Source organism: Vibrio sp. 10N.261.55.A7 (genome assembly GCF_002877365.1).
GTDB lineage: Bacteria > Pseudomonadota > Gammaproteobacteria > Enterobacterales > Vibrionaceae > Vibrio.
This window is the reverse complement of record NZ_MCWZ01000299.1, coordinates 69,231-88,285: the sequence shown is the minus strand read 5'-3', so window position 1 is coordinate 88,285 and position 19,055 is coordinate 69,231. Positions and strand designations below refer to the sequence as shown.

15 protein-coding genes and 1 tRNA gene are annotated in these 19,055 nt (G+C 43.5%); 9 read left to right on the top strand and 7 right to left on the bottom strand.

All coding sequences use genetic code 11. The annotated features are described in order from the left end of the window. Positions 1 to 262 precede the first annotated feature (262 nt). The 3 genes from mscS (at position 263) to BCU12_RS17030 (ending at position 4,223) form a co-directional block, all read left to right on the top strand. Positions 263 to 1,126 (top strand): small-conductance mechanosensitive channel MscS, encoded by an 864-nt coding sequence (mscS, locus tag BCU12_RS17040; RefSeq protein ID WP_102405446.1) that lies wholly within the window; start codon positions 263 to 265, stop codon positions 1,124 to 1,126. Positions 1,127 to 1,565: 439 nt separating this feature from the next. Next, positions 1,566 to 2,261, top strand: coding sequence for an oxidative stress defense protein (locus BCU12_RS17035; protein ID WP_102405445.1), 696 nt, complete (start codon positions 1,566 to 1,568; stop codon positions 2,259 to 2,261). A gap of 84 nt (positions 2,262 to 2,345) precedes the next feature. Continuing rightward, positions 2,346 to 4,223: a sensor domain-containing diguanylate cyclase gene (locus BCU12_RS17030; protein WP_102405444.1), complete on the top strand. Its 1,878-nt coding sequence runs from the start codon at positions 2,346 to 2,348 to the stop codon at positions 4,221 to 4,223. A gap of 80 nt (positions 4,224 to 4,303) precedes the next feature. Here the strand turns inward: BCU12_RS17030 and pykF are convergent, their stop codons facing one another. Further along, positions 4,304 to 5,716, bottom strand: coding sequence for a pyruvate kinase PykF (gene pykF, locus BCU12_RS17025; protein WP_102405443.1), 1,413 nt, complete (start codon positions 5,714 to 5,716; stop codon positions 4,304 to 4,306). 418 nt (positions 5,717 to 6,134) lie between these two features. On the opposite strand from pykF, the gene BCU12_RS17020 reads away from it, so the two are divergent. From BCU12_RS17020 to BCU12_RS17000, 5 genes are all read left to right on the top strand, one after another. Then, positions 6,135 to 6,899: a DeoR family transcriptional regulator gene (locus BCU12_RS17020; RefSeq protein WP_102405442.1), complete on the top strand. Its 765-nt coding sequence runs from the start codon at positions 6,135 to 6,137 to the stop codon at positions 6,897 to 6,899. Positions 6,900 to 6,982: 83 nt separating this feature from the next. Next, positions 6,983 to 8,815, top strand: a complete 1,833-nt coding sequence (gene glmS / locus BCU12_RS17015; RefSeq protein WP_102405441.1) for a glutamine--fructose-6-phosphate transaminase (isomerizing) — start codon at positions 6,983 to 6,985, stop codon at positions 8,813 to 8,815. Between the two features lie 732 nt (positions 8,816 to 9,547). Beyond that, positions 9,548 to 10,294 carry a hypothetical protein gene (locus BCU12_RS17010; protein ID WP_102405440.1) on the top strand — a complete coding sequence of 249 codons (747 nt, stop codon included), beginning with the start codon at positions 9,548 to 9,550 and terminating at the stop codon, positions 10,292 to 10,294. 70 nt (positions 10,295 to 10,364) lie between these two features. After that, positions 10,365 to 11,255, top strand: a complete 891-nt coding sequence (locus BCU12_RS17005; RefSeq protein WP_102405439.1) for a hypothetical protein — start codon at positions 10,365 to 10,367, stop codon at positions 11,253 to 11,255. Positions 11,256 to 11,288: 33 nt separating this feature from the next. Beyond that, complete coding sequence (locus BCU12_RS17000) at positions 11,289 to 11,981, top strand: hypothetical protein (RefSeq protein ID WP_102405438.1); 693 nt, start codon at positions 11,289 to 11,291, stop codon at positions 11,979 to 11,981. A 312-nt stretch (positions 11,982 to 12,293) separates the two neighbouring features. Here the strand turns inward: BCU12_RS17000 and BCU12_RS16995 are convergent. From BCU12_RS16995 to rpsU, 5 genes are all read right to left on the bottom strand, one after another. Further along, positions 12,294 to 12,369: transfer RNA gene (locus BCU12_RS16995), tRNA-Ile, on the bottom strand. A gap of 143 nt (positions 12,370 to 12,512) precedes the next feature. Next, on the bottom strand, positions 12,513 to 14,360 hold the full coding sequence (gene rpoD, locus BCU12_RS16990) for an RNA polymerase sigma factor RpoD (RefSeq protein WP_102405437.1): 1,848 nt from the start codon (positions 14,358 to 14,360) through the stop codon (positions 12,513 to 12,515). Between the two features lie 97 nt (positions 14,361 to 14,457). Then, entirely contained in the window at positions 14,458 to 16,197 is a 1,740-nt protein-coding gene (gene dnaG, locus BCU12_RS16985; protein ID WP_102405436.1) for a DNA primase, read from the bottom strand. An 87-nt stretch (positions 16,198 to 16,284) separates the two neighbouring features. After that, positions 16,285 to 16,728, bottom strand: coding sequence for a GatB/YqeY domain-containing protein (locus BCU12_RS16980; RefSeq protein WP_102405435.1), 444 nt, complete (start codon positions 16,726 to 16,728; stop codon positions 16,285 to 16,287). Between the two features lie 25 nt (positions 16,729 to 16,753). Continuing rightward, positions 16,754 to 16,969 carry a 30S ribosomal protein S21 gene (rpsU, locus tag BCU12_RS16975; RefSeq protein ID WP_004396009.1) on the bottom strand — a complete coding sequence of 72 codons (216 nt, stop codon included), beginning with the start codon at positions 16,967 to 16,969 and terminating at the stop codon, positions 16,754 to 16,756. Between the two features lie 257 nt (positions 16,970 to 17,226). Here rpsU and tsaD point away from each other — a divergent pair, with 257 nt between their 5' ends. Beyond that, positions 17,227 to 18,243, top strand: coding sequence for a tRNA (adenosine(37)-N6)-threonylcarbamoyltransferase complex transferase subunit TsaD (gene tsaD / locus BCU12_RS16970; protein WP_102405434.1), 1,017 nt, complete (start codon positions 17,227 to 17,229; stop codon positions 18,241 to 18,243). Positions 18,244 to 18,302: 59 nt separating this feature from the next. Here the strand turns inward: tsaD and plsY are convergent, their stop codons facing one another. After that, positions 18,303 to 18,914 carry a glycerol-3-phosphate 1-O-acyltransferase PlsY gene (gene plsY, locus BCU12_RS16965; RefSeq protein WP_102405433.1) on the bottom strand — a complete coding sequence of 204 codons (612 nt, stop codon included), beginning with the start codon at positions 18,912 to 18,914 and terminating at the stop codon, positions 18,303 to 18,305. Positions 18,915 to 19,055 lie beyond the last annotated feature (141 nt).

The window sequence follows — 19,055 nt, the reverse complement described above, 5'->3', positions numbered from 1 at the left end:
GCGGGTTTTTTTATATCTAAATTCATATCTTAAGCATTAATTCATCTAGATAAACATCATAAACATGAGTAACCTGTAACAGGTTGTTATCAAATAAAGCGTTCCTGGCTAAGTAGCGTACGACATTGTGCGTATTTACTGCGGTACGTAGAAAATTAAGTTAGCGATCTAGTCACAGACAAAGTGAATCCATGAGCAGAACTCGGGATACATGGCTGAGATTGGTGATGCATTTTTAGATGTAAATTTAGAGGATTAAGTTATGGCAGATGGTTCAACAGGCATTGAAACGCCTTTGGTTGATGGAATAGCACACGCTGAAACATGGATTACGAATAACTCTGATCTGTTTGTTCAATATGGGGTAAACATTTTGTCTGCCCTTCTCATTCTATTCATTGGTAACATTATCGTGAAAGCCGTCGCGAATAGCGTGGCGAATGTACTGAAGAAGAAAAAAATGGACAAAGCCGTGGTGGAGTTTATTCACGGTTTGGTTCGCTACTTATTGTTTGTGATTGTTCTAATTGCTGCTTTAGGTCGATTGGGTGTTCAAACGGCCTCTGTGGTAGCGGTTATTGGTGCCGCTGGTTTAGCCGTTGGTCTTGCGCTTCAAGGCTCGCTGTCAAACTTTGCTGCGGGTGTGTTGATTGTTGCGTTTCGTCCTTTCAAGTCAGGCGATTACGTTGAGATCGGTGGCGTAGCTGGCTCTGTAGATTCTATTCAAATCTTCCAAACTATCTTAACGACACCAGACAATAAAATGGTCGTTGTTCCTAACGGTGCGGTGATTGGAAGCCCAATTACCAACTATTCTCGTCATGATACTCGTCGAATTGATTTCGTGATTGGTGTGTCTTACAACGCAGACCTTAGAGAAACAGAGAAGGTGATTCGTGAAACACTAGAAGCCGACTCTCGTATTCTTAAAGAACCAGGTATTCAAGTGGGTGTGAGTGCATTGGCTGATTCCTCTGTAAACTTCGTTGTGCGCCCATGGTGTAAAACATCAGAGTACTGGGATGTATACTTTGACTCTCTAAAAGCAATCAAGATTGCACTGGATGAGAACAACATTGAAATCCCATTCCCTCAAATGGATGTGCATTTAAATAAAGTCGACTAATCGACTCTAACTGTAGGCACATCTTAACTTAACGAGGTTTCTGTCTTAGTTTTATTAACTAAAGGTGGGGGCCTCGTTTTTGTGTCTATAAAAACAAATTTTAAGTAATCCCCCCAGCTTCGATTGAATGTTCGTTCTCTATCAATACCTCATAACATCATAGATGGTACTTACTCAGAGTTAATCGTGTCATTAAGCAAAGCTGTTTATTGAGTAATGAAAGCTCGTGCTTTCAACCGTGAAATCAGTATTTGCGGTCAATTTTTTACCTCCTCTTTTGGATAAAGAAGCTTGGCCATCTTAGACTTAGATAAGTGATCGATGAGAGGTGAGAGAGAAGCTTAGGTAAAAGTTGTGTCAGGTTATCGTAGGAGAGGTAGCCAATTTTTGCCCATTGCCTATTATGTAGATGATAATTCTATCAGGGTAGTAGAGTAAAATGATGAAGTTACCTATTTTAACACTCGTTTTGAGTAGCTTAGTAAGCCTCTCGGCATTGGCCAATACACCAAATTTCCCACACTTGGTTACCACAGGCTATGGTGAAGTGACTGCAACGCCTGACATGGCTGAATTTACAGTGAAGGTGGTTGAATCAACCATGAATGCTGAGCAAGCCAAGCAGATGGTAGATAATGTTGTTAATGGCTTTATCACGCAATTGAAAGAAGAGGGGGTTAGCGCTGCAAGCATAAACAGCTCAAACCTTTATCTCACCCCTCAATACCACTACCCGAAAAAAGGCAAACCAGAGCTAGTCGGATATCGAGCCTCGCGTACTATGACGGTAAAAGTTGATGATCTCGCTAATTTGAATAAGTACCTAGACATTGCTTTAAGTGAAGGAATTAACCAGGTTGATACCATTCGTTTGAAAGTGAAAGACGAAGCGAAGTATCAAGAGCAAGCTCGAATGGCCGCAATTAAAGATGCGAACGCGAAAGCTAAATCGTTCGCCGAAGGGTTTGGGCAAGAGCTTGGCAGCGTTTGGCGTATTGACTACAATGTCCCGAACTCTCAGCCTGTTCTTATGCGTTCGATGGCAATGGATGCAAAAACTGAAAATCTCGGTTATCAGGATTCAACATTGGTGATTCGAGACAGAGTGGATGTGATTTACAGGTTAAGGAACTAACCTCCAACTTTTGAGAAAGTGGCGCTTCATGCGCCATTTTTTATTTTCAGCACCCCGTTTTCTGTTGGAGCCACTCGCCTCTAAATGAAGTACTTAAACGCCGCCTTACCTTTTCTCATCACTACCTTCGTGTTGTCTTATGTTTCTCTAAGCTTTGGTTTTCAACGATACCAAACGATTAAACAAGAGAGCCTTGATCGAGGCATTGAAGAGGCTATGGATCAGGTCAACCATACTTATCGGGAATATCGATTTATTCGAACTCAGGTGATCTCCATCGCTGAGTTGCTGACTAACAATCAAGCCATGAATGACTATGTGCTTTCCCCGACGTTGTTTAATAAAACTCAGTTGGAAAAAGTATGGTCATCGACCATGATCCACCAGAGGTGGTTTCCTCACATTCGATATGTCGATGATTTAGGCAAAGAGCTTGTAGGCGTCACCTATGACTCGTTAAATGAGGGAACTTCGACGACAGATGCTTTGGGAAATCATAGTCACGAAGATTTCATTCGTTTGGCTCAGTCATTGGCCTCTAATCAGGTTGGTTCTTGGGGAGTTGACCTTGAGTTTGAAATTGACTCGACCTCTTCAGAGAGTACCCCCGTTTTTCATATCATTAGCCCAATCATCACAATGGATAAGACGGTGGGCTACCTCATCCTTAACCTTGACATTGACATTGGTTACCTATCTTCACGATTCAACTTTAATATTGGGAGCGAATTTCGTCCGGAACTTGTTTCAGATAAAGGTCTGTATATAGATAAGCACAAAACCAACCTTCCAGGTCATGTCGAAGAACTGGAAGCGGGAGTGAGTCTTGCCGACAGTAAGCCGAAGGTTTGGTCAAACATACAAAATAGATCATCAGGCTATGAGTTTGATGAGGGCGTATTGTATGCGTACAAGAAATTTGATGTTGCTGACACTCAATCGTTCTATATCATTGTTGAAGCGAGCAAGGAAACATTGGCGTCCCGCTTATCTGCTGACCTCAAGGAACTGTACCGTGAAGTGGCGTTGGTTTTTCTTGTCTTACTGCTCTTCTCATTACCCGCCGTCTTTGTATTTTTACATTTCAACCGTCGTAACCTTGAAAGCAAACTGGCTAGAGCCGCGATCGATGGAATGTCTGCCGTGATCATCACAGACAAACAGCATCGTGTAGTGATGGTAAATCAAGAGTTCAATAGAATGACGGGGCTTACCTCTCGGCGTGTGTTAAAGCAAAGCGTGTTTGACTTGCTGAGTGACCAAAAGACGATTGAAAAGATGAAATGGGTCATTCAACAGTTGAAAACACAAGATCAGTGGGAAGGAGAATTTGAGATCAAGAATCGCCAAGGCGGAGTCTCAACCTTGATTACCCGTATTCAAGCGATACACACCTTAAGGTCAGAGGTGGACTATTACATTACAACGTTTGTTGATATCAGTGAGCGTAAGCAGTTAGAAGATCGTTTGCGTCTATTGAGTGAAAAAGATGAATTGACCGGGCTTTTTAATCGTAGGAAGTTTGAACAGGCTTTGTCTAATCATGCCCAAATAGTTGGGCGTTACCAAGAGCGCTCTCCCGTGTGTATTGCTTTGTTTGATATTGATTTCTTCAAAATGGTTAATGATGAAAAGGGCCATGATGAAGGGGACCGAGTGATTCGAAATGTCGCGACCATTCTTGAAGATAACTTAAGGCAAACGGATATCATTGCGCGAATTGGTGGTGAAGAGTTTGCGATTATTTTGCCAAATACGAATCGAGATGAAGCCGAACCTGTGCTTGAAAGATTGCGTGTCGCCGTGAGTGAGAGTGAACTCGTGCCAGTAACGGTCAGTGGTGGGTATACAGACCTAACTGAAAACAGTACCGACTCATATAAGCGTGCGGACATTGCGTTGTATAAAGCGAAAGATCAAGGCAGGGATAAGATAGCGGCGGTATCAAGTCGCGATAGCTAACAGTGAAATCGTTATTTTGTGTCGTCATAAAAAAAAGAGAGCCGAAGCTCTCTTTTTTAACACTAGATTCTAAGCAGTTCTTATAGAACGTGAACAGAAGCTGTGTTAGTTGTACCTGAAGCTACAAGTGCACCAGAAACCATTAGTACGATGTCGCCTTTCTTACCTAGACCAGATTCTAGAGCAATGTTCTTACCGTTGATGTAGAAAGCATCAGTGCTTTCAATTGAATCAACAAGAACTGGCTTAACACCTTTCGTTAGTACTAGCTGAGCTGCTGTTTTCTTGTTTGTAGTAAGAGCAAGAATGTTTGCAGTTGGGAAGTACTTACGTACTGAACGTGCAGATTTACCGCCTTCAGTTGCAACAACGATTAGTGGAGCTGCAAGTTTTTCAGCTGTGTCTACTGCGCCTTTACATACTGCTTCAGTAATGCGAAGACGTGGGCTGTCTAAACGAGAACCTAGCTCAGCTTTAAGAGCGCTGTCAGTACGGTTAGAGATTTGAGCCATGATAGTTACCGCTTCAACTGGGTACTTACCTTTCGCAGTCTCACCAGAAAGCATAACAGCATCAGTACCATCCATGATTGCGTTCGCAACGTCACCCGCTTCAGCACGAGTAGGACGTGGGTTGCTGATCATTGAATCTAGCATTTGAGTTGCTGTGATAACCATTTTACGTGCACGGTTACATTTCTCGATCATCATTTTCTGAGCGAAGATGACTTCTTCAGCTGGGATTTCAACACCTAGGTCGCCACGAGCAACCATGATGCCGTCAGAAGCTTCAAGAATTGAATCGAAGTTATCAACACCTTCTTGGTTTTCAATTTTTGAGATGATGTGGATGCTTTCGCCGCCGTTAGCGTTTAGAAGCGCACGGATTTCTTTTACATCTTCTTCTTTACGGATGAAAGAAGCAGCAACGAAATCAACGCCTTGCTCACAACCAAACTTAAGGTCAGCTTTGTCTTTCTCAGAAAGAGCTGGAAGCTGAACAGATACGCCAGGAAGGTTAACACCTTTGTTTTCGCCTAGAGCACCGTTGTTAAGAACTTTACACTTAACTTCAGTTTCAGAAGTAGAGATAACTTCCATTTCAATTAGGCCGTCATCGACTAGGATTGTGTTACCTGCTGTAAGGTCTGCTGCGAAACCTAGGTAAGTAACAGCAACGATGTCTTTATTACCTACAACTGAAGCATCAGTTGTGAAAGTGAATTCTTGACCCGCTACTAGATCAACGTCGTTGCCGTCTTCTAGTTTGATTGTGCGGATTTCTGGACCTTTAGTGTCTAGAAGGATAGCTAGTTGCTCGCCTTTAGCTTCCATAACTGAACGGAAGTTCGCAATACGAGTGCCGTGCTCTGCGAAGTCACCGTGAGAGAAGTTAAGGCGCATAACGTTCATGCCTGCGTCTACTAGCTCAGTTAGTTTTTCTACAGATTCTGTTTTAGGGCCGATCGTACATACGATTTTGGTCTTTTTCATGGAAGATACTCTCCGGTAAGTATTGTTTCAATTCGAATTGGTTTGCTTTTTGATGTAGAACCTGTGTTTGGCGCTTCTTAATTAGCCAAAACTTGCGGTTTTTATGACTACATCAATCCTGTAAGTCTTTCACCATTTTTAGTCATTTTATGACTTGGCAAAAGCCTATATGTCTTGTCTTTCTGTGACTTAACCCACTTTACATAGGTAATTTTACAAAAATAAATGGCTAATTCTGTAATTAATTTACTTTTCGGGCGCAATTCTACCACCGAATTACTTCAATATCACGGTCTAGAGTTGTCTTAGGACAAGGTTTTGTTATGAAATATTTATTTTTTAGATCGAAATAAATGGACTATTATCTTTCGATTCAACTATACTTTCTTTCGGTTTGAAACTTAATGTGAGATTTTAGATGTCGAAACGAAACACACAGCTCAGAAGGCACGCAATATCAAACTTAATTCTAGAGTTAGGGGAGGTCAGTGTTGAAGAGCTATCTTGTAAGTTTACAACATCAGAAGTCACGATTAGAAAGGATCTTGCTGAATTGGAGAAAAATGGGCAACTTTTGAGACGCTATGGTGGTGCAATTGCACTACCCAAAGAAGTGGTCAATGAAGAGTTAGGCCCTAAAGTTTCACCTCGAAAGGTTTCACTGGCTGCGGCTGCGGCCGGCCTCATTCGAGACCATAACCGAATCGTTATCGACAGCGGCAGCACGACTGCAGCGCTCATTCAACAATTAGAGAACAAAAGTGGTTTGGTTGTGATGACAAACTCTTTGAATGTCGCAAACGCATTAAACGAATTAGAAAGTGAACCCACATTATTAATGACAGGGGGCACGTGGGATACTCATTCTGAGTCTTTTCAAGGACAAGTCGCCGAGTCTGTTTTGCGATCTTACGATTTCGATCAGTTATTTATTGGCGCAGATGGTATCGATCTTAGCCGCGGAACGACTACATTTAATGAGTTAGTTGGATTGAGCAAGGTCATGGCTGAAGTATCACGAGAAGTGGTCGTGATGGTTGAGTCAGAAAAAATAGGTCGAAAAATCCCAAACCTCGAATTGAGTTGGAGCAGTATCGATGTCTTGGTCACGGATAGCGACCTTTCCCCAGAATACGTATCAGAGATTGAATCGAATAATGTAAAAGTGATTCAAGCTATATAAAAGAAATCAACGTTCTTACATTTATTGGCCTTTGCTTGCTGCCGTAGGAACGTAAAAATAAAAATATATTGGAGTAAAACACTATGTGTGGAATCGTAGGCGCAGTCGCGCAGCGTGATGTAGCAGAAATATTAGTCGAAGGCCTTCGTCGCCTTGAGTACCGTGGATATGATTCCGCTGGCGTCGCGGTTGTTGATGCGCAAAACAATCTAACCCGTGTTCGTCGACTTGGTAAAGTACAAGAATTGTCTGATGCAGTCGATGAAGAAAATGTACTTGGCGGTACAGGCATTGCTCACACGCGCTGGGCTACCCACGGTGAACCTTCTGAAGCAAACGCGCACCCACATATGTCAGGTGATATTGCGGTTGTACACAATGGCATTATTGAAAACCATGAAGAGTTACGTGAAGTGCTGCGTGAACGTGGTTATGTATTCGAATCTCAAACTGATACCGAAGTTATTGCGCATCTTGTTGAGTGGGAACGTCGCACCAGTGACTCGCTTCTTGAGGCATTGCAAAAAACGGCCAAACAGTTAGACGGCGCTTACGGAACGGTGGCTGTCGATCGTAAAGATCCAAGTCGTATAGTGGTTGCTCGATCAGGCAGCCCAATTGTGATCGGTTTTGGCGTCGGAGAGAATTTTCTTGCTTCCGATCAGCTAGCACTACTCAATGTAACACGCCGCTTCATGTATCTAGAAGAAGGTGATGTTGCTGAGATCACTCGCCGCGAAGTGAACGTTGTTGATGTGACTGGTAAAGCCGTTAAGCGTGAGATCATTGAATCGAATGCAGAGCATGATGCTGGCGATAAAGGCCAGTACCGCCACTTTATGCAAAAAGAGATTTATGAACAACCAACGGCGTTGATCAACACAATGGAAGGCCGCATCAACGATGATACGATCGTGACTGAAGCGATCGGTGTGAACGCGGTTGATATCTTAAGTAAGGTGGAACATGTTCAAATCATCGCTTGTGGTACGTCCTACAATGCGGGTATGACTGCTCGCTATTGGTTTGAAGATATCGCAGGCGTCAGCTGTGACGTAGAAATCGCTTCTGAATTTCGTTACCGTAAGTTTGTGACTCGTCCAAACAGCCTACTCATCACGCTTTCTCAGTCTGGCGAAACCGCAGATACGCTTGCTGCACTTCGCCTTGCGAAAGAAAAAGGCTACATGGCGGCGATGACAATCTGTAATGTAGCGGGCTCCTCTCTGGTTCGTGAGTCTGACTTTGCCTTCATGACTCGCGCTGGTGTTGAGATTGGCGTGGCGTCGACGAAAGCTTTTACCACGCAGCTTTCAGCATTACTGATGTTGGTTACGGCGTTAGGCAAACAGCAGAATCGCGTGTCGAGCGAGAAAGAGAAAGAGATCGTTCAGGCGTTGCATGCTCTGCCACAACAAATTAATGCGGCGTTGTCGTTTGAAAAAGAGATTGAAGTGTTGGCGGAAGATTTTGCTGATAAGCACCATACTCTGTTTCTTGGCCGTGGCGAGTTCTACCCTATCGCTATGGAAGCGTCGCTCAAGCTTAAAGAAATCTCATACATTCACGCGGAAGCGTATGCGGCTGGAGAGCTTAAGCATGGCCCATTAGCACTGATTGATGCTGACATGCCAGTGGTCGTCGTTGCCCCTAGCAATGAATTACTTGAAAAGCTGAAGTCGAATATTGAAGAAGTACGTGCTCGCGGTGGACTGCTGTATGTATTTGCCGATGAAGATGCCGGCTTTGAAGGTGATGATACGATGAAGATCATTACTATGCCGCACGTGAGCGAAATTACCGCTCCAATTTATTACACGATTCCAATGCAGTTGCTTTCTTACTACGTTGCGTTAATAAAAGGAACGGACGTTGATCAGCCAAGAAACCTAGCCAAAGCGGTGACGGTAGAGTAAACGTAGTCTTGTTGTCTACTTTCATTAGAGAGAACTCCCTCTAATAGAGAGTATTAAAGCATTAGATGAAGATGGCAGTGATCCTATGAGGTCACTGCCATTTTTTATTTGACGCTTTCTTATGTATTGATAGTTAGCTTAATAAAAAGGTGATACAAGTCATTCATCGATGCAATGGCGCAGTATGCAACATTGATAAATTTTGAGCTGACAAATAAAGTATCGCTCACAAAGTGATCGTTTGTAATATGAATTCATGTTGTTTGTTGCTAGGTTGGAATAGCGTTCTAACGCTATAAAAATAATGACACACACTTCGTTTTTGCTGTTCTGGAATAGACGGGAGCTTTATGGCTCCCGTCGTTGTATCTGGAGAGCGAGGATCACCTCACCACTTCGATGTTTAACGAGCAATCCCCGTAAGTAGTCTGAAACCTAGAGTTTTATATCATTTCTGTGCCGGAGTGCCTCTTCTTTCAATCTTATTTACCCTTGTATTGAATGGTTTGCTTTACTCACGGATTTGAATGTTAGCCTGATGGGGGGCGCCTATTCGCAAATGTCCATTTTCCACTGGTTTATATTCTTGAGGTGATAATCGAACTTCAGGAATCGTTAGATACGGCGGTCTGCTGAAATCTACGAGGCGGCCGATTCTATCGTTACAACTCTTGCGTTTAGTTATATAATTAAAGCCAGTAATAACGGATTGTTGTGATTAAGGTTTTAAAGATGTCTTCTCAATTTACTCACCTAGCGTGGAGCTTTAAAGCCATCAAACATGAAGATAAGTTGGTTCTTCTTGCTCTTGCTGACATGGCAGACAACAAAGGCAATTTCTCAACGTCAATTGATGAATTGTCCGAGATGACGAGCATGGGAGGAGGAATCCTCAGGACGGTTTTACGACACTTCTATTCCAGTGGCCATATTCATTTTTCAAGGTTACCTCCTCGTGAACAAGAGAGAAATGCAGAAACATTTCTCGGTAAGTTGTGCCTAGATAACCAAGTGACCAATACTATTCCCGTCGTCGAAATGAATTTGATGGAAATGGCATTGGAACAAAATGAACGTTTGCAACAGAATAAAAAGAACAATAAAGGTAAGCTTAACCGGAGCCAACGTTCGCAGATAAAACCTCTTCATGTTTCCAAAGATGAAAAGCAATACAACGTATTAGAAATTTATACTGAGAAAATCCATGACTGGGCTGAAGGCGTCATGTTTAAGAAGGGCGTACATGGAAGAAAGGACATTTGGGACTCTTTTGTCGCAGATGTTCACGAGACCGGAGAAAAGATTTTTTCTCAGACGCAATTGATTAATCGACTTCACCAGAAAATAGACAGTGCTAAAGATGAGTCCTTCGGTAGATTGAGGAAAGACTCCGCTCAGAATCGCCCAACAAGGCAATCAGCACTCAGTGCCTTTGAAGAGAAATTCCAAGATTATTTACACGACGATGATGAGTTTTGATCGATTTAGTGAGTACAAATAAAGACCATGACGACTTTGTGACCCTCTTTGATTTTAAATGGATTAGCGAATGACCGATAAACATAACAGACCTAAGAACATTCCTGATCTAGGCGTTTCTTTCGAAGAGCGCCTCGCCCAGTTGGGGAAACTGTCTAAGCAGTCTCGAAGTGATGGAAGCGGAATGGCAGTGGCATCAAATCGATACCCAACCCAAAATCAACATCGTCAGTCAGGGCTACAAAATACGCCCCATGAATCACATCGCATGTCTAACTCTCGTGATCAAAAAGCACTGGATGAGTACAAAGAAAAAGGCCAAAGCAAACAGATTTTGAAAGTCTGGTTCATGCTGATGCAGGCTTTTGATTCCAAGATGAAGCAGTTTTTTGGGGATGAGCCAGATATTCATTTTATGAAATTTGCCGCCACGCTAACTCCAGAATCGTATAAACGTTTAGAGGCCAATCTGCTAGAACGTTTAGATGAGGATCGAGAGTGGCCACCTTCTCTTATTCGACTTCGCCAATTAGCGAACTCACCAACGAAAGAGTCAATGTACAAAGCCCGTCAACGTCTGTTCCATTTCCCTGTGCCGAACGCTGAGCTTGACCGAGTAGAGGCATTCATTAAGAAGTACAAAATGCGTGAGGTGAGAAGTTTTTCAGAACGTAACTTTGAATCAGAGTTTAACCGTAAATACACTCAATGGTTTCGTGAAGTTATTTTGGATGACATGGATATCTATCTTGAAGAGCAAAGTCAGAAAATTAGCACGAGCTTGAATGAAGATAATCCTACCGAAAATGATAAGCGCCGAGATGATTTGATTGCGAAAGGACAAGCCTTTGATCATACACTTGGGCAACGTATTCAAAAGATGCTACAAGAAAAAAGTGCTGCTGTGGAGATCGAAGATATTGGTGAAGAAGAAGCTACTTCCCTTAGCAAGCGTAATTGATGTGATTGTTTATTCGGAGCAAAGTGAAAAGTAATGCGAGATTTTGAAGTTATAGAACGTGCTGAGCATTACTTCCGTTGTTATATCGACGGTGTTAAGGGCAAACATTGCCGTATTGTGATTGACGAAAATAGTGACGAGCTACCACTTGGCTGTCACAAGCTTCATGTCGAAGAGATCACCGATATCTACAAACACTTTGGTAGGGACAGTGTTTTTCGTATGACGTTGCCATTCTCTGAACAAGGTTCTATCGAGATTTGTACACTCAATGCTGGCAGGCATAATCAGAAAACGTATCGAGAGTGTGTGCGTTTAGGTGGAAAGTGGGAACCGATTATTAGTGAGTGGGTGTTTTCTAGTTCGGTGAATGATCAGGTGGAGAACTTACGTCAGATTGTGCACTCTGAACCAGTAACCGTAGAAGCTGAATTTAAAGAAACCATATCTCAGCCAGGTAGAGACTTGACACTATTTGGGTTTGAATTGGTGAAAGGGTTGAATGTTAACTTCACTCCCATTCTTAGTAAGGGTGTAATACTCAAGAAAGGCGATATCTCTTATATAGTTGGCACTACCTCAAAATCGATTGCTCGTGCAGGGACTGTTGTACGCTTAGTCGTGCCCAAACTCATGTTGGAATCTGATAAATTTAGGGAAGACTACTTTGCGGCTATTAGCTACCGAACGATTCGCAGTAAGGCTAAAAAAGCACCTTCTAAGTAAGAATTAGTAGTGGCTTCGTGTTGCTTAACTAGTAGCTAGTCCTAGCCTTCTATCTCTCTCATTGACTCTCATGTACCGCTTAATCTTTATTTCTGGTTTGTGCGCTTCCTGAATCTAGAGTCGCCCACCTAGCTTTCGCGTCTAGATGGATAGGGCTGGGTCGGTATTAGAAAGTAGGCCGATTGAAATTCAGTCAATGATTGAGGTGGAATGCAAAGGATTGAGGTGTTTGAGTGACTACATATTTGCTACGCAGCGAGCAGAAAAGCAAAAGGCCTGAGAAGCGTAAATGCTCTCAGGCCTTTTTGTATTTGGTGGCCCCTCCCAGATTTGAACTGGGGACCGAACGATTATGAGTCGTGCGCTCTAACCACTGAGCTAAGGGGCCGAATTAGGTGAACGATTATAGGGGAAGGACACAAGCATGTCTACCCACCGTAGGGGGCAATTGCGCTTAGTTTTTATCCACTTAAACCAATCAGATACAAAAAAGGTGAGCTTTTGCTCACCTTTTAAATATTTGACTGATTTTTACTCGTCTAAGAAGCTACGCAGGGTTTCTGAGCGGCTAGGGTGACGAAGTTTACGCAGTGCTTTCGCTTCAATCTGACGGATACGTTCACGTGTAACATCAAACTGCTTACCCACTTCTTCAAGTGTGTGGTCAGTGTTCATGTCAATACCAAAGCGCATACGAAGTACTTTAGCTTCACGAGGTGTTAAGCCCGCAAGTACGTCTTTGGTCGCGCCACGTAGACTGGTAGATGTCGCTGAGTCTAGTGGTAGTTCAAGTGTCGTATCTTCAATGAAGTCACCTAGGTGAGAATCTTCATCATCACCAATTGGCGTTTCCATTGAGATTGGCTCTTTAGCAATCTTCAATACCTTACGGATCTTGTCTTCAGGCATTTGCATGCGCTCAGCAAGTTCTTCTGGTAATGGTTCGCGACCCATCTCTTGTAGCATCTGACGAGAAATACGGTTTAGCTTGTTGATCGTTTCGATCATATGAACCGGAATACGGATCGTACGAGCTTGGTCAGCAATTGAACGAGTGATTGCTTGACGGATCCACCATGTAGCATAAGTTGAGAACTTATAACCACGACGGTATTCAAACTTATCAACCGCTTTCATCAGGCCGATGTTACCTTCTTGGATAAGGTCCAAGAATTGAAGGCCACGGTTGGTGTATTTCTTAGCGATTGAGATAACAAGACGTAAGTTCGCTTCAACCATCTCTTTCTTAGCACGGCGAGCTTTCGCTTCACCAATCGACATGCGTCGGCTGATGTCTTTAATGCTTTGAACAGTTAAGTTGGTCTCTCTTTCAATAATAGAAAGTTTGAGAATAGAGCGACGAATGTCTTCTTCACTGCGCTTGATTTTTTCCGCGTAAGGTTTGTCAGAAGCCAGTGCTTCATCTAACCATGCTTCAGTTGATTCGTTACCAGTGAATACCGCAACAAACGATTTCTTAGGCATTTTTCCGTATTCAACCGTTTGACGAATGATCAAACGCTCTTGAGTACGTACACGATCCATTGAAGTGCGCAGTTCGTTCACTAGGTAATCGAACTGTTTTGGCGTTAAGCGGAATTCAGCAAAGACTTCTTGTAGAAGTGACGTTGCTTTCGATGCTTTCTCACTGCCGGCACCATGCTCATTGATAGCAAGCTGAAGGTTTTGATAAGTATTACGAAGTGAGGTGAACTTTTCTAAAGCAAGTTCAGGGTCGATACCTGTATCTTCCTCTTCCTCTTCCTCATCGTCTTCTTCGTTTTTATCGCCGTCTTCGTCCGCAAGATCGTTGGTTGCTAGTTCTGAACCAATGTGTGTTGCTGTTGGTGCTGTCGTTCCATCATCATTTGGATCGACAAACCCATTAATAAGGTCAGTTAAGCGAAGCTCTTCAGCAAGTACACGATCAAACTGTTCAAGTACGTATGGGATTGTACCTGGGTATTCGGCAACGGCACTTTGAACTTGGTTAATACCATCTTCAATGCGCTTCGCAATATCGATTTCACCTTCACGAGTTAGAAGTTCAACGGTACCCATCTCTCGCATATACATGCGGACAGGATCGGTTGTACGACCAATTTCGTTTTCTACACTTGATAGCGCAGCGGCTGCAGCTTCAGCTGCATCTTCATCTGTTACTGTGTTGTCATCATTTAGAGCGAGATCATCGGCATCAGGAGCAGTTTCAACTACTTTAATGCCCATGTCGTTAATCATCTGAATGATATCTTCTACCTGTTCAGAATCGACGATTTCTGCAGGCAGGTGATCATTTACTTCGGCGTACGTCAGATAGCCTTGCTCCTTGCCTTTAATAACAAGTAGTTTTAGCTGTGACTGCGGATTTTGATCCATAGACGGTATCCAACTTCGTATCTGGTGACGGATTTAGTATGCGAATTGCAAACCACGAGTAATAACAAATCTTTCCTTTGAGGCCAAATCAATAGGGTTACGCTTTTAAATCTAGCATTAGCGCTAGTAGCTCCCTTTTTTCGTCGGCTGATAAACCGATACTTCTTGCTTTGGCTTGCAGGTTTTCAATTTGTTTTTCAACGCATTGGGCTAAAATTTTATCCAATGAGTCTAAAAATAGTTCTTCTTGATTGTCTTCATTTGCAGGGATTTCCCAGCCGGCGAGACGAGACAGAAGTGCCTCATTTTTGCTATTGCGCCATTGTTCTAACAATTGGCCCGTGTTGATATGGGGATTCGCCCGACAATATTCAAGGACTTCGACTAATAAAGTTAATCCCGGTAGTGATAATTCTCTCACCGATGATAAATCGGGCACCATTTCAGCATAGCTCGGATTCTGAATAAGCAAAGCGATAACTTCTCGCATTGGCGTGCGCTTGATCTCTTTATGTGGTTGAGGTCGAGATTCTGAATCTTTTGGTAGTAGCGGTTTCTTATAGATGCCTGTTTTTTGACCTAAGATCTTTAATAACTGAGCCTGAAGAGAGGCATCGGGTACTTTATTGATCAACGGAATCGCAAGCGATTCTAAGGCTGCTTTCCCTTCATTATTACCCATGTCAACTTGAGAGACCAAATGATCAAACAGATATTTTGATAACGGTGCGGCCTGCTTAACTTCTAGCTCAAACGCTTCTTTACCGTGCTTGCGAATAAAGCTATCTGGGTCTTCACCATCAGGCAGAAAGAGGAATTTTAATATATTGCCGCTTTTTAAATAACTCAGTGCATTTTCTAGTGCTCGCCAAGCGGCTTCGCGGCCAGCGCGATCACCATCGTAACAACACACGACGGTGTTGGTTTGACGAAACAAGACTTGTAGGTGATCGCCAGTTGTTGAAGTGCCTAGTGAGGCAACAGAATAATCAACACCATACTGGGCCAGAGCGACCACATCCATATAGCCTTCAACCACTAAGATTTGTGGTGGCTCTCGATAAGCTTGGAGTACTTCGTATAATCCATAAAGCTCTTTGCCTTTATGGAATATTGGAGTTTCAGGCGAGTTAAGGTATTTCGGTGTACCGTCACCGATGACTCGCCCACCAAACCCAATGACGCGTCCACGTCGATCATGTATTGGGAACATGACACGGCCACGGAAGCGATCGTATCGGTTGCCCTTGTCATTTTCGATGAGCATGCCGCCAGTCACGAGCATGTCTTGAGTCGCACGCTGCTGGCCAAAATTCTTACGGACTAAATCCCACTCATCGGCAACAAAGCCGATACCAAATTTCTGAACGATTTCACCAGATAGCCCGCGTTCTTTGAGGTAATCGATGGCGACTTTACTGCTCGAGAGCTTGAGCTGATTACGATAAAACTGAGCGATACTGCCCATCAAATCATAGAGGTTGCGTTTTTGTTCCGTATTGGCTGTCGGTTGATTACTTGAACCGCCAGCGCGCTGCTCACGTGGAACGTCTAAACCGAGAAATGAGGCCAGTTCTTCAATCGCTTCAACGAACTCTAGGCGTTCGTATTCCATCATGAAGTCGATAGCATTGCCGTGCGCGCCACACCCAAAACAGTGGTAGAACTGTTTTTCTTGGCTAACACTAAAAGAGGGGGTTTTCTCGTTATGGAACGGACAGCAAGCGCCGTAGTTTTTTCCTTTTTTCTTAAGCTTCACACGTGCGTCGACAATGTCGACTATATCTAGTCGAGCGAGAAGGTCATCGATAAAGCTTCTAGGGATGTGTCCAGCCATAAAACCTAAGAAAAAAAGAAAATATTAGATACAAACAAGCCGTGCGTCCAAAGGATAGCACGGCTTGTTGCAATTTGATCTGAGTATTTAAGCGAGTTTAGAGCGAACTAAACCACTGACTTTACCCATATCTGCACGCCCTTGAATCTGAGGTTTTAAAACGCCCATCACTTTGCCCATGTCTTGCATGCCCGCAGCACCAGATTCTTCAATTGCGCTTGTAATCAAGGCAACGACTTCATCTTCAGTAAGCGGTTGAGGCATAAATTCCTCTAGCACTGTGATTTCAGTTTTCTCATTATCAGCAAGATCTTGACGACCTGCTGTTTCAAATTGAGCGACAGAATCGCGACGTTGCTTAACCATTTTTACCAGAATCGCAGTAATGTCGTCGTCGTTCAGAGTAATCCGCTCGTCGACTTCACGTTGCTTAATTGCTGATAAGGCTAAACGAATAGTGCCAAGGCGCGGTTTGTCCTTGGCTTTCATCGCTAATTTCTGCTCTTCTTTGAGTTGTTCAATAAGAGCCATAACTCAGTCCTTATGGATTAAGTTATTAGTACAGGCGAACGCGACGAGCGTTTTCGCGAGCTAGCTTCTTAGCGTGACGCTTTTGAGCTGCTGCTTTAGCGCGTTTGCGAACTGTAGTTGGTTTTTCATAGTGCTCGCGACGACGCACTTCAGAAAGGATACCTGCTTTTTCACAAGAGCGCTTGAAACGACGTAGTGCAACGTCGAACGGTTCGTTTTCACGTACTTTAACTATTGGCATATGCCTTTCACCTCAGGGGTTATTCATTATCGCTGGTTTCTCGTAGCCGAATCAGAGAAGTTACCCATCGAGCTAACTCTCATTAACGTTCGGTCTTAAACCAGCTTGATCAAAAATGGTGCGGAATTTTAATCCGATCACCTTGGCTTTGTAAAGCCTTTTATCGATTATTGTCTGTACAAAATTTGTTTGCTAAGCCAAGGCAGGGTAAGATTGCCGCAAATTCCTACTATAGATAAAAGCATACAGAGAAAAATATGCGCATTATTGGTATTGAAACCTCGTGTGATGAAACGGGGATAGCGATTTATGACGATGAAAAAGGCTTGTTGAGCCATCAACTATACAGTCAAGTAAAGCTGCATGCTGATTACGGTGGTGTGGTTCCTGAACTCGCTTCTCGTGATCATGTAAAAAAAACCATCCCACTAATAAAAGCAGCGCTCAAAGAGGCTAAATTAACCTCTAAGGACATTGATGGCATTGCGTATACTGCTGGCCCGGGTTTAGTGGGTGCTCTTTTGGTTGGCGCGACGATAGGTCGCAGTATTGCTTACGCGTGGGGCGTTCCTGCCGTTGCGGTTCATCATATGGAAGGCCACTTGCTTGCTCCTATGCTAGAAGACAACCCGCCACCGTTTCCTTTTGTTGCTGTACTTGTCTCAGGTGGGCACAGCATGATGGTTGAAGTTCACGGTGTTGGTGAGTACAAGATTCTTGGTGAGTCGGTGGATGACGCAGCCGGTGAAGCGTTTGATAAAACGGCTAAGTTGATGGGGCTGGATTACCCAGGTGGCCCATTGCTGGCTAAGCTGGCTGAAAATGGCACGCCAGGACGTTTTAAATTTCCTCGCCCAATGACGGATAGGCCTGGGCTAGATATGAGCTTTTCTGGTTTGAAAACATTTACGGCCAATACTATAGCCGCGAATGATAATGATGATCAGACTCGTGCTGATATTGCTTATGCTTTTCAAGAAGCCGTTTGTGACACGCTAGTGATTAAATGTAAGCGAGCATTGGCGCAAACAGGTATGAAGCGCATTGTGATTGCCGGTGGTGTGAGCGCGAATACACAGCTTCGCGTTTCCCTAGGTGAGCTGGCTAAGAAAGTTGGTGGCGAGGTGTATTATCCCCGCACTGAATTTTGTACCGATAACGGTGCAATGATTGCTTATGCAGGAATGCAACGTCTTAAAAATGGTGAGACGAGTGATCTTTCAGTACAAGCGAAGCCACGCTGGCCGATCGATCAACTTGAGCCGATCAACTAGCTTTTAGAATTCATCAGTAACGTTGTTATTGAATCTGGAATATTGAAATAAAGGTCTCGTTATGAGGCCTTTTTTAATCCACGTTTTTTCTCACCCACTTTGGGTTCCGTTCCTTCAAGCAAGCGTCTTATGTTTTGGGTATGACGAAAGACAATCAAGCAACAAAGCATGGCAACTGGCAGGGTATATTGCGGTTTGATCAGCCACGTATAAAAAGGAGCAAGAAGAACACTCACGAGCGCAGCAAGAGATGAGTAGCGAAATACAATCGCGACAACAAGCCATGTAAAGACGATGATGCTTGTTAGCCCTAGACCAATGGGCGCTATAGCCCCTAATGCCGTCGCGACTCCTTTGCCGCCTTTAAAGTGGAAAAAGATTGGGTACATATGACCGAGACACGCCGCAATGGCAACGACACCTAAAAGAAAAGAGTCGATATTAAGAAAGTAGCCACCCCACACTGGAATTGTCCCTTTCAGCATATCGCACAGCAAAACAGCAATCGCCGCTTTTTTGCCGCCAATTCTTAGCACATTGGTTGCACCGGGGTTTTGGGAACCGATATTGCGGGGGTCTGGTAGACGCAATACACGACAGATCAGTACCGCACTTGAGATCGAGCCAAGTAAATAGGCTGATATGATCAATGTGAGAACAAGTGGGCTCATGATGCGTTACTCGTATAGAAGTCTTTTCGTCTTCAAGCTAGTGGTTTTTATGCCTAAATAACTCACCTCTCCGTTATGGGTAATGGTTTAATTAGCCACATGAACGTAAAGATAAATAGTGTGAAATGAGCACGTTATGAA